The sequence below is a fragment of the Alicyclobacillus hesperidum subsp. aegles genome (assembly GCF_027923525.1).
In the GTDB taxonomy this organism is placed as follows: Bacteria; Bacillota; Bacilli; order Alicyclobacillales; family Alicyclobacillaceae; genus Alicyclobacillus; species Alicyclobacillus aegles.
In genome coordinates, this window is sequence record NZ_BSBJ01000014.1 from 36,148 (window position 1) to 59,141 (window position 22,994).

General features: G+C 54.1%; 23 protein-coding genes. 13 read left to right on the forward strand and 10 right to left on the reverse strand.

The annotated features are described in order from the left end of the window. Nucleotides 1–19: 19 nt before the first annotated feature. From QMF38_RS09070 to QMF38_RS09085, 4 genes are all read right to left on the reverse strand, one after another. Complete coding sequence (locus QMF38_RS09070; protein WP_281759232.1) at nt 20–703, reverse strand: LutC/YkgG family protein; 684 nt, start codon at nt 701–703, stop codon at nt 20–22. Then, the gene (locus QMF38_RS09075) at nt 690–2,120 is read right to left on the reverse strand and encodes a LutB/LldF family L-lactate oxidation iron-sulfur protein (RefSeq protein ID WP_281759233.1); all 1,431 of its coding nucleotides are present in this window, start codon (nt 2,118–2,120) and stop codon (nt 690–692) included. The genes QMF38_RS09070 and QMF38_RS09075 overlap by 14 nt, the downstream gene beginning before the upstream one ends. Beyond that, a complete protein-coding gene (locus QMF38_RS09080) occupies nt 2,117–2,863 on the reverse strand; it encodes a (Fe-S)-binding protein (protein WP_281759234.1) in 747 nt (248 codons plus the stop codon). Before QMF38_RS09080 ends, QMF38_RS09075 begins: the two co-directional genes overlap by 4 nt. Before the next feature lie 204 nt (nt 2,864–3,067). Next, the gene (locus QMF38_RS09085; protein ID WP_281759235.1) at nt 3,068–3,499 is read right to left on the reverse strand and encodes a DUF2243 domain-containing protein; all 432 of its coding nucleotides are present in this window, start codon (nt 3,497–3,499) and stop codon (nt 3,068–3,070) included. Between the two features lie 136 nt (nt 3,500–3,635). Here QMF38_RS09085 and QMF38_RS09090 point away from each other — a divergent pair, with 136 nt between their 5' ends. From QMF38_RS09090 to QMF38_RS09120, 7 genes are all read left to right on the forward strand, one after another. Further along, nucleotides 3,636–3,842, forward strand: a complete 207-nt coding sequence (locus QMF38_RS09090) for a DUF1657 domain-containing protein (RefSeq protein ID WP_058095398.1) — start codon at nt 3,636–3,638, stop codon at nt 3,840–3,842. A gap of 66 nt (nt 3,843–3,908) precedes the next feature. After that, nucleotides 3,909–4,769 (forward strand): DUF421 domain-containing protein, encoded by an 861-nt coding sequence (locus QMF38_RS09095; protein ID WP_281759236.1) that lies wholly within the window; start codon nt 3,909–3,911, stop codon nt 4,767–4,769. 11 nt (nt 4,770–4,780) lie between these two features. Then, the gene (gene spoVAC, locus QMF38_RS09100) at nt 4,781–5,254 is read left to right on the forward strand and encodes a stage V sporulation protein AC (RefSeq protein ID WP_281759237.1); all 474 of its coding nucleotides are present in this window, start codon (nt 4,781–4,783) and stop codon (nt 5,252–5,254) included. A gap of 3 nt (nt 5,255–5,257) precedes the next feature. Further along, nucleotides 5,258–6,289, forward strand: a complete 1,032-nt coding sequence (gene spoVAD / locus QMF38_RS09105; protein WP_281759238.1) for a stage V sporulation protein AD — start codon at nt 5,258–5,260, stop codon at nt 6,287–6,289. After that, complete coding sequence (gene spoVAE, locus QMF38_RS09110) at nt 6,286–6,636, forward strand: stage V sporulation protein AE (protein WP_006448169.1); 351 nt, start codon at nt 6,286–6,288, stop codon at nt 6,634–6,636. Before spoVAD ends, spoVAE begins: the two co-directional genes overlap by 4 nt. Nucleotides 6,637–6,778: 142 nt before the next feature. Continuing rightward, entirely contained in the window at nt 6,779–8,704 is a 1,926-nt protein-coding gene (locus tag QMF38_RS09115) for an acyltransferase family protein (protein ID WP_281759239.1), read from the forward strand. 28 nt (nt 8,705–8,732) lie between these two features. Beyond that, on the forward strand, nt 8,733–9,794 hold the full coding sequence (locus QMF38_RS09120) for an Ldh family oxidoreductase (protein ID WP_281759240.1): 1,062 nt from the start codon (nt 8,733–8,735) through the stop codon (nt 9,792–9,794). Nucleotides 9,795–9,817: 23 nt separating this feature from the next. Here the strand turns inward: QMF38_RS09120 and QMF38_RS09125 are convergent, their stop codons facing one another. Continuing rightward, nucleotides 9,818–10,489 (reverse strand): glycoside hydrolase family 5 protein, encoded by a 672-nt coding sequence (locus QMF38_RS09125; protein WP_281759241.1) that lies wholly within the window; start codon nt 10,487–10,489, stop codon nt 9,818–9,820. After that, complete coding sequence (locus tag QMF38_RS09130) at nt 10,438–10,851, reverse strand: glycoside hydrolase family 5 protein (protein WP_281759242.1); 414 nt, start codon at nt 10,849–10,851, stop codon at nt 10,438–10,440. The genes QMF38_RS09125 and QMF38_RS09130 overlap by 52 nt, the downstream gene beginning before the upstream one ends. A gap of 198 nt (nt 10,852–11,049) precedes the next feature. Here QMF38_RS09130 and QMF38_RS09135 point away from each other — a divergent pair, with 198 nt between their 5' ends. Further along, nucleotides 11,050–12,897 carry a bifunctional diguanylate cyclase/phosphohydrolase gene (locus QMF38_RS09135; RefSeq protein ID WP_281759243.1) on the forward strand — a complete coding sequence of 616 codons (1,848 nt, stop codon included), beginning with the start codon at nt 11,050–11,052 and terminating at the stop codon, nt 12,895–12,897. A gap of 21 nt (nt 12,898–12,918) precedes the next feature. On the opposite strand, the gene QMF38_RS09140 is transcribed toward QMF38_RS09135, so the two are convergent. Together QMF38_RS09140 and QMF38_RS09145 are read right to left on the reverse strand one after the other, a co-directional pair. Then, a complete protein-coding gene (locus QMF38_RS09140) occupies nt 12,919–13,734 on the reverse strand; it encodes an SGNH/GDSL hydrolase family protein (protein WP_281759244.1) in 816 nt (271 codons plus the stop codon). Between the two features lie 88 nt (nt 13,735–13,822). Continuing rightward, nucleotides 13,823–14,653 (reverse strand): SGNH/GDSL hydrolase family protein, encoded by an 831-nt coding sequence (locus tag QMF38_RS09145; protein WP_281759245.1) that lies wholly within the window; start codon nt 14,651–14,653, stop codon nt 13,823–13,825. A gap of 231 nt (nt 14,654–14,884) precedes the next feature. Between QMF38_RS09145 and QMF38_RS09150 the strand changes: the two genes are divergently transcribed. Then, nucleotides 14,885–16,123 (forward strand): acyltransferase, encoded by a 1,239-nt coding sequence (locus tag QMF38_RS09150; RefSeq protein ID WP_390854387.1) that lies wholly within the window; start codon nt 14,885–14,887, stop codon nt 16,121–16,123. Next, the gene (locus QMF38_RS09155; protein ID WP_390854389.1) at nt 16,113–17,735 is read left to right on the forward strand and encodes an AMP-binding protein; all 1,623 of its coding nucleotides are present in this window, start codon (nt 16,113–16,115) and stop codon (nt 17,733–17,735) included. The genes QMF38_RS09150 and QMF38_RS09155 overlap by 11 nt, the downstream gene beginning before the upstream one ends. A gap of 4 nt (nt 17,736–17,739) precedes the next feature. Here the strand turns inward: QMF38_RS09155 and QMF38_RS09160 are convergent, their stop codons facing one another. Next, entirely contained in the window at nt 17,740–18,219 is a 480-nt protein-coding gene (locus QMF38_RS09160) for a hypothetical protein (RefSeq protein ID WP_281759247.1), read from the reverse strand. A gap of 187 nt (nt 18,220–18,406) precedes the next feature. Between QMF38_RS09160 and QMF38_RS09165 the strand changes: the two genes are divergently transcribed. Continuing rightward, a complete protein-coding gene (locus QMF38_RS09165) occupies nt 18,407–19,375 on the forward strand; it encodes a peptidyl-prolyl cis-trans isomerase (protein WP_281759248.1) in 969 nt (322 codons plus the stop codon). 83 nt (nt 19,376–19,458) lie between these two features. Here the strand turns inward: QMF38_RS09165 and QMF38_RS09170 are convergent, their stop codons facing one another. After that, complete coding sequence (locus tag QMF38_RS09170; protein ID WP_058095386.1) at nt 19,459–19,668, reverse strand: DUF378 domain-containing protein; 210 nt, start codon at nt 19,666–19,668, stop codon at nt 19,459–19,461. A gap of 227 nt (nt 19,669–19,895) precedes the next feature. Between QMF38_RS09170 and lysA the strand changes: the two genes are divergently transcribed. Together lysA and QMF38_RS09180 are read left to right on the forward strand one after the other, a co-directional pair. Further along, complete coding sequence (lysA, locus tag QMF38_RS09175) at nt 19,896–21,221, forward strand: diaminopimelate decarboxylase (RefSeq protein WP_281759272.1); 1,326 nt, start codon at nt 19,896–19,898, stop codon at nt 21,219–21,221. Between the two features lie 108 nt (nt 21,222–21,329). After that, on the forward strand, nt 21,330–22,856 hold the full coding sequence (locus tag QMF38_RS09180) for a fumarate hydratase (RefSeq protein ID WP_281759249.1): 1,527 nt from the start codon (nt 21,330–21,332) through the stop codon (nt 22,854–22,856). Nucleotides 22,857–22,994 lie beyond the last annotated feature (138 nt).

A 22,994-nucleotide genomic window follows, 5' to 3' on the forward strand; every position in this document is an offset into this window, starting at 1 on the left:
AGTCGCCTCTGCCCCGTCATCATGTCATATCTTGCAACATCAGTGCGATCACGCGTGCCGGTCCGTGAACGCCAATCGTCTGGTCGTTTTCGATGTCGGACGACCTGCTGGCACCGCTGATAAAGTGATTTGACGCGGCTATCTCGCCGCGTTCATGCGCTTGCGCAAGTTCCCTCAAGGCTTCGCCGAGACTTTGTACCAGTTGTGACGCGCGGAGGATGACGATGTGGATAAGTGGAACCTGGTGGACTGTGCGGCCTGCTTCCGGCCCGCTGGCAATCACAATGGTCCCCGTATCGGCGATGGCGCAGGCGCAACTGGTAACGCCGACCTCGATATTGTCAAACGCGCGCCTCTCCGTTTGCGCATGCCAACGCAATGCCTGCCAACGCTCAAGCACATCCTCCACGTCTACAGACCAAGGCGCCTGCTTGCCCCATGCGCCAATTTTGGCGGCGCCAATGTCCTTTAGCACATGATCAAGGCCGATGCGAAGTTCTTCAACGCTCGCGTACTGCACGATCTCGCCAGCCAACCCTGTGAACCGTTCGATAAACGATGCAGTGCGCAAGGCCGGCGTAGACGGCCGATCCGCCCAAAACGAGGGAACGCCAACCACGGTTCGAGGTGAGGCGGGATCGCCAGGCATGCGGCCCAGAGGCTTTGCAATTCGCTCGAGAAATGTTGCTTTATCCACGCCCATTCCCCTTTCTGGTAAGCTCAGGCCAAAGCTCGCGGAATGTTCGTTTTGGCAGGACAGGGAAGTCACGGCTCATCGTCCATCCGGCAAGTGGACCAATTTTAGCGCGAATATATCCATCATGGGCAATCGGGAATTGTAGTCTGCGTGCGATCCGGATCGTCGTCTGGTAGCGTCCAGCTTTGCCAAACAGTTGCCGAAATGCCTGGAACGCTGCCTTCTCCGTGGGTTTGACGCGGCCCGATGCGACAAATCGCTGGCGCTCGCGCACAAGCATGTCATGGAGTGGAATCTTGACGGGGCATGCTTCATAACAAGCCCCGCACAGACTTGAGGCATAGGGCAAATCTTGATACTGTTCACCATTGTTTAAGAGGGGGGAAAGAACAGCGCCAATGGGACCAGGGTAGACCGATCCGTACGCATGGCCGCCAATTTGGCGATACACGGGACACACGTTCAGGCATGCGCCGCATCGAATGCAATGAAGCACCGCTTGAAAATCGGGATCGCCGAGTTGGCGAGAGCGTCCGTTGTCGAGAATGATGACATGCATGTCGCGTGCGCCGTCTGTCTCGTGTTGGCGCCGGGGGCCCGTGATGACGGACATGTACGTGATCACATTCTGTCCGGTCGCGCTTTTGGGCAGAAGGTGTGCGAAAACCTCGAGATCTGCCATGGTGGGCAGGATGCGTTCCATACCCATGAAAACGATATGTGTTTTGGGCATGTTCATGACGAGATCGGCATTGCCTTCGTTGGTGAATAGCGCGATAGAGCCGGTCTCCGCAATGCCAAAATTGCATCCTGTGATTCCGATATCGGCGGCTAGATACGCTTGGCGGAGCGTCCTCCGCGCGAATGCCGCCAGATCCCGCGTTTCCGTAGTAAGTCGTTCGCCACCGGCGGCTTCAAACAGGTCGCGAATTTGTTCGCGATTTTTGTGGATGGCCGGAATGATGATGTGCGACGGCGTCTCGCCGGCGAGTTGTATAATGTATTCGCCGAGATCAGTCTCGACGACATGCATCCCCATCTCCTCAAGATGATGGTTTAGGTGAATTTCTTCTGTGACCATCGACTTGGATTTGACGACACGTTTGGCGTTTTGAGCCGTTGCAATCTCTCGCACCGCGTGGATCGCCTCATCAGCAGTTGCAGCGAAATGTACGTGTGCACCGTGTGCCTCCAGGTTGCGTGTAAACTGATCCAAGTAATAGTCAAGGTTGGCAATGGTGTGCTGACGGATTTGTTGTCCACGCTCGCGCCATGCCTCCCAATTTCCGAATTCCCCAGTAACGGCTTGTTTTTTGTTGCGCAGACGATCCGTCGTGAAGTGGACGGCTTGCCGCAGAAAGTCGTCTGTCAAAGCGTGCTGTGCGCGATCGTGCACGTTAGTCGAGCCATGTGTTGTGCTCATGCTTTCACCGCCCTTCCCAGTTGCATCCCTTCCAGTAGAAGTTCCGCGAGATGCATCACGCGTATAGGCCGATTTGTGCGTCGTAGTCGCCCGCCGATGTTCATCAAACACCCCATGTCCGTGCCGACGAGTACTTCCGCATGGGTGTCCGCGACATTTGCTGCCTTTTCCTCGACCATTGCACTCGAAATTTCTCCCATTTTGACGGCGAACGTGCCGCCGAAGCCACAGCAATCGGTCGCATAGGGCAAATCGACGAGCTCAATCTCACGAACCCCTCGTAACAATTGCATAGGCTCGTCCTTGACACCGAGTAACCTTGAACCGTGACAGGATGGATGATAAGTCACGCGATGCGGAAAACGGGCACCAAGATCCGTCATCTGTAATTTCTGCACCATAAATTGCGAGAATTCATAGGTTTTATTTGCCAAATCGATAGCAGCTTGATGCAAATGCGGATCGTCTGCAAACAACTGGGGATAGTAGTGATGAATCATACCGACACAAGAGCCCGAGGGGCTGACAACGACGTCACTATCCTGGAACGCTTCCAGTAGCGTCTTGCCGACATCTCGTGCTTCATCGGTATAGCCACTGTTAAACGCGGGTTGTCCACAGCATGTCTGCTGCGGCGGGAATGAGACCTCGCAACCGCACGCTTGCAATATACGTGTCATTGAGATGCCAACATTGGGGAAAACGCTGTCGACAACGCAAGTGATGAACAGACTGACCTTCATCGGACAGACCTCCAAGTGTTTAGGTGCGTCGATAAGGCAACAGGAATGACAAACGCGGCACCTGTCGAGTGACCTGCCAAGAGTAGAGATAACGTTTTCATCATATCGCAAAATGCAGAGGAATTTATAGAAAGCTCAGTGCAAGCGCATCATAACAAATAAACAAACACAAATCAACATAAACGCATATTGTCGGGAATCTGATTACTCTGTCGTGAGTCGATGCATTCGCGAGAGTGCGATGCCTAGAATCACCAGACAGCATGCAACGAGATCGAATGCGATATCATACTCTGCTTGCAACGGTCCGGGACGCACGTGATGGATCTGGAGGACGTGATGATCCATGACGCCTTCGAATAGATTGAAAATCCCACCTCCAAAGAGAAGTGCTCCCCAAAAACTGCGGTTGCGAAAGGTCTTGTTGGGTGTGTCATCCAGCCATAGGACAGAGGTGCCTGCCACCATGAATGCCGTGGTGATCACATGCAATAAACCATCGCTGACGATCTGATTATGCCGCGTAGTCCACATGTATGTACTGTGCCACTGTAACAACTGGTGAAAGACGATTCCATCGATCATGCCGGTAAGTCCCATGCCAAAGAGGAATGCCCCAAGTCGCGTTCGTTTCATTGTCCACTCTCCTTATCGCCACCACGAGTATGGCGGTTGTCGTGCCATGGTATACACGAATTTCCACGAAGGCTGTGGCATAGGAGGGTGGTCCAAACGCCACATTACTCTCATCACGCATGGAGGTGAGTGGTTCATGACCATCGCACAGCAGGTTAAGACGACGTTGGCAAGCCTAAAGAGTGCGCAGGCGAACCTCGAGTCGTTTGCCCTCGCGACCCAAAACAAACAGGCCAAACAGGTCTACACGCAGGCGGCGCAAACGACGCAGTCGGTCGTCGATCAACTGCAACAGCGCGTTGGCCAGCTCGAGAAGGAAGAGCCGACATACAAAGGTTTCTAAAATCACAAAAACACAACGCAAATGCAGCCAGGAGGCCATGCCTCCTGGCTCAAAGGGGTTATCGAAGTGCCGGAATGGGTTCACATCATTATTCGAACGCTGATATCGTTTTGCGCTATGTTCGTATTTGCAAGGTTGATCGGTAAGCGTCAGCTGTCGCAAATTACGTTTTTCGAATACATAGTCGGCATTGCTATAGGCGATATGGCTGCGATTATCCCTGATGAACTGGATGCGCCTTTATACCATGGCCTGCTGCCGATGGCGGTTTACACGGCTTTGCCGATAGCACTCAGTTGGGTGGCATTAAAAAGTAAATCGGCACGTGACTTTTTGGAAGGTCACGCGCGCGTATTGATTCGGGACGGCAAAATTTTAGAGGACAATCTGAAGAAAGAGCGCATGTCGACGGATGAGTTGCTGGAGCACCTTCGAAGCAAAAATGTGTTCAAAGTTGCCGACGTTGAATTTGCACTCATGGAATCCAATGGCACGGTCAATGTCCTGGTGAAGTCGGAGCAACAACCGTTGACGCCAAAACGCATGGGGCTACAGGTCCCACCAGAAGTCGAGCCGCAGGCCGTGATCATGGATGGGCAGATTATGGACGAGGCGTTGGCGACCATCGGGTTTAATCGTGCATGGCTGAAAACCGAGTTAGAAAAGCAAGGCGTGGCAGTCGAAAACGTCTTTCTCGCACAGGTGGATGCCACTGGTCAACTGTATATCGATGTGTACGAGGACAAGCTTAAAATTCCTGAGCCGCAAACCTTGCCACTCACAAATATCACGCTCAAAAAGGCACAGGCCGATCTGGAGTCGTTTGCACTTGCGACCGCGGATGTACAGGTCAAACGTATGTATACGGAGGCTGCCGAACGTATTCAGCAAGTGATTGACAAGGTCGGTCCATACCTCACGCGGTAGGGGGGACGGCGATGGCAAATCAAAAGCTAAAAAAGGCCACGCCTACGATGCAAAAGTATCAGCAGTTTGCCAAAGCGCGCGAACCTGCACGCCCCATCTTGCGCAACTTGACTGTAGCTTTTGTTGTGGGCGGCTTGATTTGTGTGTTGGGACAAGCGATACAGGATTTGTTTGTCCACGTGTTTGGATTTAGTCAAAAGGATGCTGGGAATCCAACAGTCGCCGTGCTCATAGCATTGACGGCCATGGCCACGGGATTAGGGGCGTTTGACAAGTTCGCCCGTTGGGCGGGAGCGGGGACTGCGGTACCTGTGACGGGGTTTGCAAACTCAATGGTGTCGGCTGCGATGGAGTATCGCACGGAAGGCTTTGTGCTCGGCGTGGCCGGGAATATGTTCAAGCTCGCCGGATCTGTCATCGTCTGGGGGGTTGTCTCGGCGTTTTTCATCGGGCTTATTCGCACGCTTCTGGTCATAGGGAGGTAAATCATGCTTGTCGGTTATCAGAGTTGGGCATTTCCGAAGAACCCCATGATCCTATCCACCGCTGTCATCGGAGGGCCGATGGAGGGCAGGGGGCCGTTAGCGGACGATTTCGATCTGTTGCACAGTGATTTGCGCATGCAACAAAAAAGCTGGGAGCAAGCGGAGCGCATGCTGCTTGATGAAACGTGCGCAAAGGCCATTGAAAAAGCAGGGCTGTCCAAGGACAACATCAGTTTTTTTATTGCAGGGGATCTCATGAATCAAATCATTTCGTCCTCGTTTGCGGCACGCACGCTGTCGATGCCTTACCTGGGCATTTTCGGCGCTTGTTCGACTTCCATGGAAGGGCTCGCGTTGGCCTCATTGATGATCGACGCAGATTCCGCGCTCTATGTTATGACAGGTACGGTTAGCCACAACGCGGCCGCTGAGAAACACTATCGTTATCCAACGGAGTATGGAGCGCAAAAGCCACCGACTGCCCAATGGACAGTGACGGCTGGGGGCGCGGCGATCATTGCGGCCAATGACGGTTCAGGAAACCATCCGGTGGTAACGCGCGCTACGGTCGGCCGCGTGGTCGACATGGGGCTGACCGATCCCTTTAATATGGGTGCTGCGATGGCACCTGCAGCCTTCGATACCTTGGTCAGTCATTTTCGCGATTTCGATCTCCCTTACGATTATTATGACTTGATTATCACTGGCGATTTGGGGAAAGTAGGTCACCGCATTCTGGTTGATCTTTGCGAGCAACATGACGTGCCGATTCCGCGCGATCGTTTTGCCGACGCAGGCATGATGGTCTATGGCGATATACCGGACGTCTGGTCGGGCGGGAGTGGATGTGGGTGTTCCGCTTCTGTGGCGTACGGTTATGTGCAGCGGCGTTTGCGAGAGGGTAGCTTGAAGAAAGTGTTGATGGTGGCAACCGGAGCACTTTTGTCACCAATCTCTTACCAGCAGAAGGAGACCATTCCCTGTATTGCACATGCGGCGGCAATGGAACGTATTGAGGGGAGTAAATCGTCATGATTTATCTTTGGGCGTTTCTCGTGGGTGGATTCATTTGTTTAATTGGACAATTTCTTATGGACGTCGTGAAATTGCCACCCGCCAATGTTGTCTCGTCGCTTGTCGTCGCTGGCGCCATTGTCAGTGGGTTTGACCTTTATGAACCGATTGTTCGCTTTGCCGGCGCCGGTGCCACGGTGCCTATCACTTCATTTGGCAACGCATTGGTGCAAGGGGCCATTGCGGAAGGCAAGGTTCATGGTCTGCTCGGGGTCATCACAGGCATATTTGAGTTAACGAGTGCGGGTATCTCGGCAGCGATTGTCTTCGCCTTTTTGGCAGCTGTCATTTTTCGACCGAAAGGGTGATGGTTCACAAAAGGTATGTTATATGAGATTCATGGCCTATCCACAGAATTTCCATGAAACATCACGCCCACGAGAATCGTCAGCTAGGTATAATCTTTAGAGGGATTTCGACACGAACAGCGCCGACAGGGGGAGTTTCGACATGCCGAAGCCAATGGGTGGCAACGGCCGCTATATGCCAGGTCTCGATGGGTTGCGGGCACTCGCGGTGCTCGCCGTTATTGCGTATCATTTGAACCTCAGTTGGGCCCCCGGCGGTCTCTTGGGTGTGCAAGTCTTTTTCGTCTTGTCGGGCTATCTCATTACTGATCTATTAATTGCACAATGGAAGCGAAATGGACGGATTCTGCTCGGGGACTTTTGTCTGCGACGGGCGCGACGCTTGTTGCCAGCGATGTTCTCCATGCTCGTCGCTGTCATGGTTTGGGTTTGGTTTGAGGATAAAACACAGTTCACGCAATTTTGGCAAGATGCCGTTGCGTCGATTTGCTACGTAAGCAATTGGTGGTTTATCTTTCATAAGGTGTCCTACTTCGCTAGCTTTGGGCGTCAGACACCGCTTGGCCATCTCTGGTCGCTGGCAGTTGAAGAACAGTTTTACCTACTTTGGCCGCTTGTGCTCATGCTTGGTCTACGCTTTTTGCGTCGGCGTGGCAGCATGCTGATTGCGACGTTCGTACTCGTCTTGGCGTCCGCAGCTTGGATGGGCATCTTGTACCAGCCTGGTATGGATCCCAGCCGCGTTTATTACGGTACGGATACCCGGGCATTTGGCTTGCTCATCGGCGCATGTGTCGCATTTGTCTGGCCGAGCAGCCAATTTTCGCGGGGGCTGTCTGTATCCGCGCGGCGCTGGCTCGACATCGTTGGATTTCTCGCTTTACTAGCGATCCTATGGATGATTTGGCAGACGAATGAGTACGAGAACTTTTTATATCGCGGTGGATTGCTTCTTCTGTCGATCGCGACGGCCGTTCTCGTGGCCTGTCTCGCCCATCCGGATACGCGCCTTGGCCGCTTATTTGGCTTGCATCCGTTGCGGTGGCTCGGCGTGCGTTCCTATGGTATCTATTTGTGGCACTTTCCAATTATCGTATTGACAACTCCGCTCATGGACGCGAACCAGTTTAATGCTGGTCGAGCTGCACTTCAGGTGATTGCCAGCATCGTGATTGCTGCGTTGTCATGGAGACTATTGGAGGAACCGATTCGGCGTCTTGGCAGCCGTAAAAGAACGGACGCCCCAGATCGGACGGTGCGCGTTCGGCGACGCCACCCCAGCCGATGGGCGTTGGCGGGCAGCGGTGCGGCCGTGGTGGTACTGTTTTGTGCAGGGATGACGGCATATGCTCCAACGGTTGTCGCGACTTTAGGGAACGACGTGCGGGAATTGGATCAGCAAGGCGGGGCACAGACGGATACGCGTAGCACGCAACCGGTGAAATCTGCCGTCGGGAATGGCGCGGACGCTTCGGGGAAAGCTATCAACCGTGCCGCACATGGTAGCACTGGAGTGGGAACAGCGATCGACAAGACGACGGCCGCTACCAACGAACATGAAAAAACGCGGCCGATCTCGGCGAGAGTGCCGAAAGTAGAAAGCGGTGTCGGAGTCAGTGCGATTGGCGATTCCGTCATGGTTGACGCTACGCCGTATTTGCAGAAATTGCTTCCCGGTATTGTGTGTGATGGTATGGTAGGCAGACAGATGTATGAAGCACCGGAGGCGGTTGCACAGCTGAAGGCAAGAGGTGAACTGGGCGACGTCGTCATTATCGAGTTGGGCACCAACGGTCCCTTTAGCAAATCACAACTCGTCTCGTTGCTACAGTCGCTAGGCCCAGTGAAGCGCATTATTTTGGTGAATACGCGCGTTCCCAGACCGTGGCAAAATGTGGTCAATCAGACGTTGGCGCAAGTTGCACAGACGTTTCCTCATACGGTCTTGGTCAATTGGTATCAAGCGAGTGCGGGTCACAACGCGTACTTTTATCCGGATGGGGTGCATTTAAACCCACAGGGCGCGGCCTTTTATGCGTCACTGCTGGCCAAAGCGGTCGAGCAATGAGCCGAAGTGGCACAGGAGATGATGCACGTTGCAGTTGTCCGTGTCGCCAATTGCGTTGCGGCACTTTGCTCGCGCGTGTTTTTCGGCAGTCGGCGTTGTCCACGACGATGCGGATTGGGCAGCCACTGCGATGGTAGAAGCTGATTTGCAAGGCTTAAGTACGCATGGAACCATGCGGCTCAAGGCCTACATCGAGGGGTTACAGAGCGGGAAAATCAATTCCCGACCACACATGACATGGAACCGAACAGGGCCGGTGACTGCCATTCTAAATGGCGACAACGGCCTTGGCTGTGTCAGTGCGAAACTGGCAGCTAACTTCGCAGTCGATCTCGCGCGCACCGCAGGCTTGGGTGCCGTTGCGGTGTATCGAGGCAATCACGCGGGAGCACTCTCTCTTTACGCAGAATGGGCGACACATTACGGCATGATTGGGCTGTGCTGTTGCAATACGCATCCCGCTGTTCCACCTACGGGTGGGCGTAAACCGTTTTTTGGAACGAACCCCATCGCCTTCGCGGCTCCGACGAATGCCGAATACTCGCTTTCCGTCGATCTCGCCACCAGCGTCGTCGCTCGCGGCCACATCATCCAGGCGGCTCGGCGCGGCGAGGCGATCCCAGAGGGGTGGGCCGTTGACAGTGAAGGGCGTGCCACGATCGATCCGAAGGCGGCTCTGGATGGTTCGCTCTTGCCCATGGCGGGAGCGAAAGGCTACGCCCTGGCGATGATGATTGAAGTATTGGCAGGCGTTTTATCCGGTGCCCGCGTTGGTGACGAAGTAGGGTCGATGTTCGGGGAGGGCGACGAGCCTCCTGGTAATGGATTTTTTTATTTGGCCATCAACCCTGAACATTTCGTTGGTCAAGCGGCGTTTGTTGAGCGCATACAGAGACTGATGGATGATGTGCACGCTGTGCCACTGGCGGAGGGCAGCGAACGGATATACGTCCCTGGCGAGCGTCGATTTCTTGCCAAACAGCTTCGGCGTGCAACAGGCATCCCGATTTCGGAAGAAGTGTGGGACGATTTTTCTGCGCTCGCCCAGGCGTTGGACGTTCATCTCCCCGAATGTACACAGGCCCGGTGATTGCCACCGGGCCTCGAACCTGTTTAGCGGGCGCTTACGATGCGAACTAATTCTGGATCGATAACGCGACCAGCCTTGTTGACCAGTCCAAAATTCATCTCTTTGTACGACCAGCACGCTCGGCCAATCCCTAATTTGCGTAATAGGTCGACAACATCTCGGTGCCAACCGATTCGGCTGGTTAACGGTGCCTCGTCGATCACGCCATATTCTCCGCAGTATAGCTTGCGTCCGGATTGTTCCATAAACTCCGCAGCAGGCTTCAGGTACCGCTCTAGTAACGCTTTGTCCATAAAGGTGTTTGCCAAGTCATTTTCGCCCCCTCCGAATTCGGGGTGGCCGTCAAGAAATTCGGAGAGACCGGGAAAGCGACCTGGATAGCTGATGGTGTGATTGTACAACTTGGTCACTTCCGACCAACTTGCTTTTTGGTGTGTGAACAAGTGTGGCTTATAGAAATGGAACGTATAGATGATGCGCTCATCGTGGGGAACGAGTTCGATGTGGCGCAATTCGTCGATTGAATTGTAGTGATTTCCTCCATACACAATGATGCGCTCGGGATCGATCGCGCGAATGGCCTCAATCGCTCGGTGCGCGAGCCGATTCCAACGTTCGCTGGTCGCATCGACTACTTCGTTCATCAATTCAAACCAGAGTTGGTCGCGTTTATCTCGATATCGCTTTGCAAACATCTCCCAGATGCGACGAAACGCTGTTGATCCGTTTCATCGTCAAACAACGTATTGGTGTCAAGGGTTCCAAAGCTATAGCCAGGCGCGCGGTGCAAATCAAGCACAAGACCCAACCCGTACTTTTCACACCATTCCAGGCACTTATCGATATAGTGCAAGCCTTCTTCCAGGTAGACGCCAGGGTGAAGGTCGCTTTCAATCACTGGATAGTCGAGAGGTAAGCGAACATGATCCATGCCCCACGACGCGATGCGTTCAATATCCTCCTCGCGGATAAAGGTATCAAAATGCTCTTTGCTTGCTTGCCAGTATTGCGAGATCCATCCTCCAAGGTTGACGCCAGACATGAATTCTGAGGGCATGAACTCCCTTCCTTTCACGTTGAGACTGAGGTTGGAATGTTCTGATGATGGCGCTTACAAACACAATACCACAGGATCTTGCCAAGTGGGGATTGCCATTGGCAAACGAATCTTGCTCATCTATCATATCATTTGGGGACAAGTCAAGTTGAAATGCGGTTTTATGGACTATCCGGCCGCTCGCTGGGAGGGCTGGGCATGCATGACAATGCTCGTCGCCGACGACCGTTGTTCTGGTTTTTGTTGGCCATCGTGATCGTCGGTAACTTGCTCATCGTAGACAACCTGTTCGACGCGCTAAACATTCACCGCATGGCGGATCCCGTCGCGTATTTCGAGTTGATTATCATATCGATGTTCATTGCGCCATGGGTTGTGAAAATGCCAAGCGGTGCTTCGTGGCGCCCGGGACTCCCGTTTTTGATGCTTAGCATTTTTATGGCCAACCCCGTGTTTACGGCGCTTGTCGCGTTGCCGAGCCTGACAATGATCACAGCACGCGAGCGGGCGAAGTGGTGGAAGTACCCGCAGACGTACGCCCATGTCGGTCTTGGCCTATATGTTGCTGCACAGGTCTATTGGCGGCTGACCGACGCCTTGGCTCCGTCGATATTCGGCCGAGCTTTGGCGGCGTTCCTCGCACTGGCGGTACATCTTGCTGTCAATCGCCTGGTATCGGCGATGATCGTAGCACTGCGCGAAGGGCGCACACTTTGGGAACAACTTGGCAAAGTCGTTCGCGAGTTGCACTGGGGATATTTCAGTACATATCTCATGATATTAATTGTCGCGCTCATTCCACAGGGTTTACGCACAGTCGGAATTGCGCTCGCAGCCGTCCTCCAGCTCTCCAGCTTTGCGGCGGTTGCACGCTATACAAGGATTGAAAAGTTGCAAAAGTCCTTGACGACCGACGGGCTAACTGGGGCAGAGAATCGTTATGCGTGGGAATGGCTTTGTAGCCATGCAGGTGATGCTCCTTTTGTCGGCTGCGTGGCCGTGATCGATCTCGACAACTTTAAGCTGATCAATGACAAATATGGCCACTTTAAAGGAGATCAGATTCTGCAAGCGCTCGCTGAGGCGTTAGGGCAAACGCTTGCCAAGTCGGCGAGGTTATTCCGGGTTGGTGGGGACGAATGGGTGATTGTCGATACGCGAGTGGGCGATCCTGACGTTCTTATGCAGTCTGTACGCAGGGCGGAGACACACCTGGCGCTCGTGGCGAAACCGGGAGATCCGGTTGTCGAGTTAAGCGTGGGCATCGCGGTGGGACCTACCGACGGGACGGATCTGCCCGCCCTCTTCCGCACGGCCGATGCTCGCATGTATGAAGCGAAACGAGCGCGGCGCGTTTCGGTGACTGGGCTTGACGTCACGGTGCCAGAAGCCGTGCTGAGCCTGGTCGTCGCCATTGAATCGAAAGATTCCTATACGGCTGGGCATAGCTTGCGAGTTGCGTTTTACGCTCTGCGGTTGGCCGAGTCATTGGGCGTTGATTCGCGGGGGCGCAAAGCGTTGTTTCGAGCTGGCCTCGTGCATGATGTTGGTAAGATTGCAATACCGGACGCCGTGTTGAACAAACCGGATCGTTTGGAGCCTGAAGAGTTGCTCATCATTCGTAAACATCCGGAGATTGGACATAGCATGTGTGCCAAGCTGGCGTTTCGAGAGGAAGAACTGCAGGTCATAAGGCATCATCACGAACGATGGGATGGTACGGGATATCCGGACGGTTTGGCCGGAGAACAGATTCCGTTTTTTGCGCGCCTTACGGCAGTGGCCGACGTGTACGACGCCTTGACGTCAGCGAGATCGTACCGTCGGGCCTGGACGCATCAGGAAGCCATGAACTATCTTGCAGACAATCGGGGGCTTGCCTTTGATCCGGTGTGTGTCGACGCCTGGTTGCAGCTATGTGAAGATGGCCCTCTGCATGAACAGTTCCCTGATTGGGTGGGAAGCGGTGGCATTGACGTGCTCTCGCGTTACGCTATGGTGCAGTCCGCGAAAGAAGCGGGGGCGGCGCAATCGGCCCATGTGTAAAGCCGGCTGGCCGCCCTGCGATTACGGGGAGGTTGCAGAATTCGACTTCGTACTCTTGACAAACTGGGTTGCCAAATCGCCTGCGAGGATTTCTCCTGCGAGTTCATGACCCAGTGTGTTCGGGTGCCAAGCGTCGGCGCTGTACTGATTGATGGATTGATGGTGCGATGCGAGGTATTGTTTCATTTGCGTAAACAGATCGAAGACGTAGACATGTTGACTGTGGAAGCTTCGCGCGAGTGAAACCTCGATGTTAATCAAGTTGGCCTCGGATTGGACATCATGACCGTACGACGCGCCTGTCGGCGGCGGCGTCACGACGATCACGTCCGCATTTGCCTTGAGCGCCAGGCTAATTTCGTCTTGAATGGCCTTTTTAAACGCTGGTATCGGCGTCTTGTTCGCGATGTCGTCCAGCATTCCCCACGATATCACCACCACGCGCGGTCGCAGTGCCGCAAGGAAACCAGGGTACTTCGCAGCCATTTGTGTTGGGCCGTCGCCTTCAATCGATTTATTGACGAATGCAAAGGAGACAGGGCCTTCGTCAGTCAACGTTTGAAATGCCCTGGCGAGGTATCCGCCACCCGTTTTGTCGTCCCATCCGTGCGCGACCGATCCCCCCACCGCCATGACGGTGATTGGCTGGGCAGTTGGACCCGTGAAGGCTGGTTTTGGATTGCCTGTTGTGTTCAGCGTTGTAGTCGGTTGCGTCGCGTGCACGCGCGTCGATGGCGCCGCCTGCTGGGAAGTCCCACAACCCGTCAAAGACGCACAGATAACCCCTGTCAACGCGACTACAACGGCCGTAAAGCGCGCGTTATGCCGTTGTTTCATTGGCTTCGTCCCATCTGTTGGATTTCCATCTATTATAGCGCGCTGGTCGGAAATCGATCTTCGTTTTCGATAAATAATGTTGTACGATTTACGCGGTTGTCGTTTGTGAATGTTTCGATGGAATGACGACAGGGGACGCAACAGGAAGCTTCGACATCATATCGCGGACGAGCAGTTGTGCAGCCAGAGCGTGGCCGTTTGCATTTGGATGCCAACCGTCGCCCATGTACGAGACAATGCTTTCATGATGAGCCGACAGATACTGCTTCATCTGATCGAATACGTTAAATACGTACACGTTGGGGCTATGGAAGCTGTCTGCCACTTGTATCTCGCTGTTCATCAGGTTTTGTTGTGCCACGCGGTAGGTGGTATACGAGGCTTTTGAAACCGGTGTCGTGACAAGCAGCACGCTTGCATGGTGCGCAAGTGCTTCGCTGATTTGCCAGCGAATCTCACCGTCGTACACGGCGAACGGGGTTTTTTGCGCCAAGTCGTCGAGTCCTCCCCATGCGATCACGACAAAATTCGGCCGGTATGTATCCAACCAGTCGACGTACGAGTCGCGGATGGTCAGGACGCCGCGGCCCGGTTGTGCCTTGTCGATGACTTCGTAGGTGGTTGGCGTCAGGACGGACATGGCGTCAAACGCACGTTGAAGGTAGCCGCCCTCTTGTGGATTGTCCTTCCACCCGCGTGCGACGGATGATCCAATGATGAGAACGCGCATGGCCTCCGCGTTGTTAGGGGCGGCAGGTGCCGTTGCATTCGATGCGGAAGGACCTGATGGGAGGGATGCCGACGCATGCTCAGGTGGCGTCGACGAAGGCTCGGCAGCATGCACAAGACGCATGGGCGCCAGGATTGCGAAGGCCATAAGGCCAGTGGTCAATGCCCAATTCCGAAATGTCTGCTTCATGCTCAAGTGCCTCCTGCGCAGCGGGATCGCGCTTAGGTTACCTTACCTAAGCATTAGGTTGACACAACTGTCTCAAATTCGGATTAAAATTGTGTTTTTACGTCGAAAGTTCATCTCGCGAATTTCGATTGATCTTGCCTGCACGTCGTATTGTGGCACATGGACCTGGATCCAATGTAAACTTGGTGTATCGTTTTTGATAAAACTTTGATGTTTTTCAACGGCAATTCAATGTCCATCCCATATACTCGGTTCGTCATACGTCTCGGCAGGCGGAAGGAGGGGGTTCAACTGAAAAAGCCGCACCTGTATGAGATTGATCTGATGCGTGCATGTATTATCCTGGGGGTTATCTGCGTTCACGTCTTGTCTGGTTTTAACGTAAAAACACCAGCGAATTCGGGCCTGAATATCGCCTCTGGCATTCTTATCATGACGTTTCACTTTACCCGTGAAGCCTTTATGTTTATCACCGGTCTCGTATTGTTTTACACCTATTACGACCGTTCGTTTTCGGTCTTGTCATTTTGGCGCAAGCGTCTGCTCCTGATTGCCATTCCTTATGTGGCGTGGACCACCATTTACATTTTGTTTGAGGGCACGTATCTGACAAAGTTCCAATGGACGCGCTCATACTTGATACATGAATTTACCGGCGGGTTGCTCACCGCCAATCAGTTCTTCATGTATTTTCTGCTCGTGTCCATGCAACTCTATGTTCTGTTTCCTTTGATGGTACGCTTCATGCGTCGCTTTGAGCGTTTCCATGTGTGGATATTCGCTGTTAGCTTTGCACTTGAAATCGCCATTATGATTTGGAATCAGGCATCATTGCAGTTTGTGAATATTTATCAATTGCCTGCGTGGCTTGGCGACCTTGTCCGCTATCGCGATCGCATTATCTTTACGTACGAATTCTGGTTTATAGCGGGTGCCTTGATGGCTATTCATTATACAAAAATTAAGGCTTGGGCTCTCAGCCATGCGCGAATGGTTGTTGCCGTGCTGTGCGGCGCTTGGCTCGCGTTGTTTGGATTCTACTTTCTCAATCGTTTTGCGTTTGCGCTCGTCGGTCAGCGCGTTCTTGATACGTTGCAACCCATCATGGTTCCCTATAGTCTCGTGGTCGCGCTCGTTCTTTGGTTGCTTGGACTCAAGTGGCAGAACGTGAGTAAAGAGCCGAATATGCACGCCGTGAGCAAAGTGATTCGCTTCTTTGGTGGCGTCAGCTTTGGTATCTTCTTAATTCACCCTATCGCTTTGCATTTTGTTGATAAGTTGAGCCAGCTCGTCCGCGGGCCCTTGGCTGTACACTTTGCATTCGTCCCGCTGTGGATTGCCTTGACGTATGTGTTGTCGGGCGGGGCAGCGTACTGTATCGGCAAGATTCCGTATCTCGGGTATATCGTCGGTGAAAAGGCCAATTGGCCGCGCGTGCAAAAGAGCCGTCCAGTATCTAATGTCGTTTGATTTGACCTTGTTTTTAGCCGCATCGAATCGGCAAATTTCACGTTTGCCACCGGCAAACAGAATGAGGTGTTCCATCATGTCCAGACTACTACGAGCTTTAGATGACGCACTGCAAAACGACGGTGTGGCCAAGGTCTTTGACCTGGAGCGTTGGCACGACGCAGGTCAATTAAAGGCAGACATCGCAGCGGCAAGGGCAACCCTGTTTCGGATGGGGGTCGCCTCTGGCGAGCAGGTGATGGTTGCTGTGCCCAACTCGTACGCGTTCGTCGTTAGCTATTTAGCCTGTTTGTACCATGGAGCGGTGGTGGTACCCATCAATCCGGAGACCCCAGCAGCCGAACTGTCGCGTGTCATGGAACGGTTCACAGCGCAGGCGGCGCTCGTCGTGGCAGGAGCGAGCGACGCCTGGGCTGGCGAACTTGAAGCCTCTGGCTTCGTAAAGTGCGAAACCAATCATACAGACGGTCTATCCCGGCTTTCGGTTCAATCTTGGTCTTCACAAAAAGCAGAGCCTTGTCTGAGCGCGATGGAGGAGCCGTCCGACGACACGCCAGCTGTGCTGATGTTTACGTCCGGCACGACCGGCAAGCCCAAAGGTGTGTTGTTACAACACCGTCACTTGTTCGCCGCCGCAAACAACGTGATCGGCAGTCACGAATTGAGCGAGCGAGATGTGGCGTACTGCATCTTGCCATTGTTCCACATCAATGCACAGGTCATTGTTCTGCTCTCGACAATCCTGTCGGGGGGACGCGTGGTGATGCGCGACAAGTTCCACGCGTCGTCGTTCTGGGAGGATATTCGGCGGCACGGCGTGACCTGGGTGTCGTGCGTACCAACGATTCTCTCTATCCTCACAAAGTTGAATGCGTCGAAGGAAGAGGCAAAGCGCCTGCGCTTTTTCCGATCCGCATCGGCGCCGCTCACGCCAGCGATTGGAGCGAGGATCGAAGCGATGTACGACGTGCCGGTGATCGAGTCGTATGGCATGACCGAAGCAGCAGGACAAATTTGCGTGAATCCTCTTCCACCAGGCGTCCGTAAATCCGGATCGGTTGGCAAGCCCTATGGGCTGTCACTCGCGATTGTCGATGCAGACCATCGGCCGCTACCGGCATATGAGTTGGGCGAGATTGCAATTCGAGGCAACAACGTCATCGAAGCGTATGTCGGGATGGAACCTTCCCCAGACGAGGGGTATGGCGAAGGATGGATCTACACGGGCGATCTCGGCTATCAGGATGAGGACGGGTATGTCTATATCACAGGGCGCGCGAAGGAAATTATCAATCGTGCCGGTGAGAAGCTCAGTCCGCGGGAGATTGAGGATGTGCTAAATGCGCATGAGGACGTGGCGAGATCGGCCGTTGTAGGATTGCCTGACGCGATGTACGGGGAGCGTGTTGTCGCTTGGGTCGTGCCACAAGATCCGGATCGAGTGCAGGCCGAGGCGTTGCGGGAGAGTTTGCATGAACTCTGCGCAACACATTTGGCAAAGCACAAGTGCCCGTCGCAAATCGTGATCGCCAGATCGCTCCCAGTCAACGCGACGGGGAAGGTACAAAAGCATATCTTGCGCGAGATTGAACCGCGCGATATGCTGGCATAGCCGTTTAGAGCCACGTCTGGGGAGGACGAGGCGGAGACTGCTCAAGGGCGTTAAGTGGCTTTGCATTCGCTCGTTCAGTGCGATCCGCCTCTGACCGGAGAGCCTCTATCTTTCGATTGACATCCTCCATGGCGGCACCGATGCTCTCTAGTTGGCGCTGCATGGCGGCGAGTTCCTCCAATCGCCGATTTGCCTCTTTCAATTCCCTATAGAGTTGGGCAGTCGTATTGGGCGTTGCCGCCGGTTTGCGAGAAGGACGCACTGGCGGTTTGGATGGCGGCTTCTGCACTGTCGGTGCTTGTTGGATCTTGTTTTTTCTTGCGGTTGCAGGCTGGCGAAGCAGTTGGCGACCGCTGTTTTTTTCAGAATGCGTCGCGGTGGTTGTTTGTTCACTTGGTTGTGCCTTCACTGTGCGTTCTGCCTCGTAGTAGGCGCGCAAAAGCATCGGCAGCCAGCGCAGCCGTTCCAGTCTGATTCGCCTCATACGTCTCCCTCCTCTGTACACCTTATGCAGAGTCCGCGTATGTTGCATGGGCCGCCGTCGCTTGCGGCACAAAGGTTCCGTTGGATTTGCAGCTTTCAACGTATGAATACGGGACGAGCTTCAAGCAAATTTAGAATCATCCTTGTTACAGTATTGGTGATGAATGGTCAGTCTGAGGAGGACGTAGATGAAGAACGCAAGAAAGTGGATATCACCGGCCATCGGCGCAGCTGCAGGTGCGGTCATCGTCGGGGGCGTCTGGTTTGGAACATATATCGTCCATGGATCTGGTTCCGTGATCGCGATGGTAGGTGGGAAACCAATCACGCGTTCCGCATTGCTCGCCGAGACGCAAGCCTACGCGGGCGCATCCATGTTGGAGGAGTTGATTTCTAACCAACTGATTCAGGATGCGGCTGCGAAGAAGAACATCACGGCCACGCAATCGGAAATCAACCAGCAATTGGCCGCACTCGAAGCTCAAAATGGCATTACTTCCGATTCCGAATTGACGTCGGTTCTCGCGCAGAATCATATGACGAAAGCGCAATTGCTTGATCAGATTCGCGTTTCGGTTCTCGAGCAGAAGCTGGCCGAATCCAAGGTCAATGTAACGGACGAAGAGATCCAGAATTACTACAAGCAGAACAAGTCGTCGTTTGCCGTTCCCGAGACACGTGCGCTATCTGATATCGTCGTGGCGACGAAGGCGAAGGCAGAGCAGATTGAAAATGATTTGCGGCAAGGGAAGTCATTCGCACAACTTGCCAAAGCGTATTCCACCGACTCATCGACGAAGGCCAAGGGGGGAGCTATGGGGACGTTTTCCGAAGCCGAACTCTCAGCTTCGGAACCGGCCATCGCGACGGCCGCTTTTAAGCTGGCCAAGGGTCAGGTCAGTCAGCCCATCGCGGTAAGCGGTAGCTATGAGATTGTGCAATGTACGGCCGTAAACCCGGCGCATACGCCGTCATTAGCAGAAGAACGTTCGGCCATCATTCAGGACATCAAGCAACAGAACGCGGAGTCCGAGCCTCAATTGGTCGCCCAGCTCATCAAGTCGGACAAGGTGAATATTCTGGATCCGACTTATTCGAGTGTATTGACCCAGTTGGAGAATCCCACCACGACTTCGACTTCGTCGTCAGGGTACTAAAGGATACGCCAAAGCTATGAAGCATAAGGGGCTGTTCCAAACCGATACGTGGAACAGCCCCTCTCGATTTTGCCGCAAAATCGTCAGGCTCTTGGCGTTTGACTTTTCGCGAGCACCGAAAACAGCTGCCAGAGTGCTCCGAGCCCTACCACGCCATAGACGAAACGCGAAAGGGTGGTGGTTCCAAACAATGCGTCAACGACGTTCACGTTTGCAAACCCGATGAGTCCCCAGTTCAAACCGCCAATGATGATAAGCGCCCAAGCGATCCAGTCGATCGCGCTCCAACGCATGGGTACACCCCCCAACTAGTTCAGCGCCGCACAAGCATAGCGTGATCGAGACCGTTCGTTTGTATGCAATGGGAATCTTCGGATAGCATGACTTAGCTATGGCGGTTGCACGAAGATGCGACTATACTTATGTCTGAATCTTTATGCAGAGTTTCGAACCGTGGCGGGGGCTTTTATAGAGAAATAAGAAGACATCCATGACAGGAGTGGAGAATGTGGCTCAGGACATGACAACGATACCGACGCGGGTCGATGCGCACGTCGAGATCGATGCCCTACATCATCTGCGCATCGGCGGCTGCGATGCTGTGGAATTGGTCAACAGCTACGGAACACCGCTTATCGTCTACGACGAGGACGTCATGCGTCGCACGATTCGCGCATTCCACAACGTCTTTCGCGAGGCGGGGGTACCGTATCAAATTTCGTATGCGAGTAAAGCGTTCTGCACGTTGGCCATGTGTCAACTGGTCTATGAGGAAGGGTGTGGCATCGACGTCGTGTCCGGCGGCGAGTTACACACGGCGCTGAGTGCAGGCGTACCCGCAAAGGCTATCCACATGCACGGCAACAACAAGACCGTCGAGGAATTGCGCTACGCACTCGAGGCGGAAATCGGAGCCATCATCGTCGACAACTTCTACGAACTCCATTTGCTCGATGAACTGACCCGTGAGTACGGGCGCGAAGTCGACGTCTTACTCCGCGTGGCGCCTGGCGTCGAAGCGCATACGCACGATTTTATTGCGACTGGTCGGCAGGACAGCAAGTTTGGTTTCGACCTCGCAAGCGGGCAAGTGCAAACGGCGCTTCGCCAGTTGACAGACTTACCATTTCTGCGCTGTGTCGGTGTGCATGCGCATATCGGCTCACAAATCTTCGATATCGAAGGCTTTCAGTTGATGATTGAACGTCTGGCGGAAGTTTATCAGTACGGGCTGCAAAAGCTGGGGCTGCCTTTCCGCATTCTCAATGTCGGCGGGGGTTTTGGCATTCAGTATACCGACGAGGATGCGCCGCCGACGACCGAAATATTGGCGGCCGTGATCGACGCCGTCAAGATGGCCTTTGGCAGCCGCCACATGCCAGTGCCGACCATCTGGATTGAGCCAGGGCGGAGCATCGCGGGCCCGGCGGGAGTGACCCTCTACCGCGTGGGCAGCCAAAAGCAGATCCCTGGTGTTCGCAATTATCTCGCGATCGACGGTGGTATGACCGACAATCCCCGGCTGGCCTTATACGGTGCGAAATATCATGCGGTCTATGCCAACCGCGCCGATGCTGCACCGGAAGACACTTGGTCGATTGCAGGGAAGTGTTGTGAAAGCGGCGATATGCTCATTTGGGATGCAGCGTTACCCAATCCGCAACCGGGAGATATCCTCGCCGTCTTTGCGACAGGGGCATACACCTACTCGATGGCGAGCCATTATAACCGCATTCCCAAACCCGCGGTCGTATTTGTCCGCGACGGTAGCGCGGAACTCGTCGTCCAACGCGAGACTTGGGCTGACTTAGTGCGTCGGGACTTACCGTTACCAAAGCGCACATGACAGAATTTCCGGCTTTTGCATACGGGCGATCCCGCTGTCTCTGTCCGCAAGTGATATACTTGTGGGTGGAGATAAGGTTCGCGCCGTTTGCGAAAGGGGATATTTCTGGTGACTACGAAAGCGTTTGAAAGCCTACTTGCATTGATTACAGAGACCTCAACCAATTTGCCCCCAGACGTTCGCCGCGCCATTAAACGAGCGCAGCTTGAAGAAGAACTTGGCACCCGCGCGTCCATCGCGCTCAATACCATCGTCGACAACATCGTGTCGGCGGAGGAAGATGTCCAACCCATTTGTCAGGATACAGGCATGCCCACGTTTATCGTGCATTGCCCTGTGGGATTCAACCAGATTGCATTTGAGCGCGAGATCGAAGCTGCGGTGCGCGAAGCGACAAAGCTGGGGAAACTGCGCCCAAATTCGGTCGATCCGCTGACCGGAAAGAATACGGGTGATAACCTTGGCGAAGGCACGCCGGTCGTTCATTTTCACCAATGGGAGCGCGACGAGGTAGAAGTGAAGTTAATTCTCAAAGGCGGCGGCTGTGAAAACAAAAACATTCAATACGCCTTGCCGACGGAATTGCCAGGCCTTGGGCGTGCCGGGCGCGATCTCGATGGCATTCGCAAGTGTATATTGCACGCGGTCTACCAAGCGCAAGGACAGGGTTGCAGTGCTGGTTTCATCGGCGTCGGTATCGGCGGCGACCGGACAACCGGATACGAGTTGGCGAAGGAGCAGTTGTTCCGCTCACTTGATGACGTCAATCCAAATCCCCAGCTTGCCGAGCTGGAGGATTACATTCTGGACAAGGCAAATCAGCTTGAGATTGGTACGATGGGCTTTGGCGGTAAGGTGACGTTGCTTGGTTGCAAAATTGGCGTGCGCAATCGCATTCCAGCGAGCTTCTACGTCTCTGTCGCCTATAACTGTTGGGCATTCCGCCGGCTTGGCGTCGTTCTCGACCCGGCGACGGGCGAGATTCGGCACTGGTTGTACAGGGATAACGAAGAGAAGTTGGAGCGGCCGACCCATGCGTTCGCCACGGACAGCGCGATTGTCCTTGAAGCGCCCATCAGCGAGGAGCAAATCCGCAAGTTAAAGGTCGGCGACGTCGTGTTAATCCGCGGCGAAATGCATACTGGCCGCGACGAGATTCACAAGTACTTGATGAAGCACGATGCACCTGTCGATCTTAACGGCGGTGTCTTGTACCATTGTGGTCCCGTCATGCTGAAGGACGATGATGGTACTTGGCATGTTAAGGCGGCCGGGCCGACGACGAGTTCTCGCGAGGAGCCATATCAAGCGGACATCATTGAGAAGTTCGGCATTCGCGCCGTTATTGGCAAAGGCGGTATGGGGGAAAAGACCTTGCAGGGGCTCAAAAAGTCCGGTGCCGTCTACCTCAATGCGATTGGTGGTGCGGCACAGTACTACGCGAAGTGTGTCAAACGGGTCAATGGCGTCGACTTTCTGGAGCAATTTGGGGTGCCGGAGGCGATGTGGCATTTGGAAGTCGAAGGCTTCCCAGCCATCGTCACAATGGATGCCCATGGCAACAGCTTGCATAAGGACGTTGCGGATGAATCGCTTGTGAAACTGGAGGATCTGAAAGAGCCAGTATTCGTATAAGTCCTTTGCTCCTATATCCCTTGGCATCGGCAAGGCGGACGATATCTCCCGTTCGCCTTGCCGTTTATTTGTCAAGGTGAAAGCTTCACATTGATTGGCGGAGAACATGGATCGTCGGCATCTTCAGCTACACGGACG